Annotated in this window: 1 protein-coding gene; it reads left to right on the forward strand. The window is 57.8% G+C overall.

The genetic code is table 11. The features are described 5' to 3' along the window. Window positions 1–419: transposase (locus tag LKX83_RS31910; RefSeq protein ID WP_227887284.1), on the forward strand; the 419-nt coding region annotated here is incomplete at both ends.

Below are 419 nucleotides of genomic sequence, written 5' to 3' on the forward strand. Positions count from 1 at the left end.
CGGTGAAGCTGCATGTGCGTCTGGATCTCACCAGTGAAGTCGGGGCCATCCCTAGCCGCGCCGTCTTGTCCACGGCGACGGTCGCTGATTTAGACGCGGAAGTGACGGGATATTTGCTGGCAGAGAAGCTCGTGACTTTTTTGCTGGATCGCGGCTACCTCGACTACGGACAGTATCTACGTTGGAATCGAACCGGGCAACGGTTTGTCGCTCGGATCAAGGCCAACAGCAAGATACACGTGATTAGCGAGCGAAAGCCAAGCGCCTCCTACATTCACCAGGATGCCACGGTCGAACTGACGGATGCAAAGACAGGCGAAAGCGGCGTATTCCGTCTGGTCACCTACACGTTTGTGGACCACAGAGGCAAGCGCCATCGCGTACGGGTGCTGACCAACCGCTGGGAAGTATCGGCCGAG

Origin of the sequence: Cohnella baijiui, assembly GCF_020731285.1 — a bacterium.
GTDB lineage: Bacteria > Bacillota > Bacilli > Paenibacillales > Paenibacillaceae > Cohnella.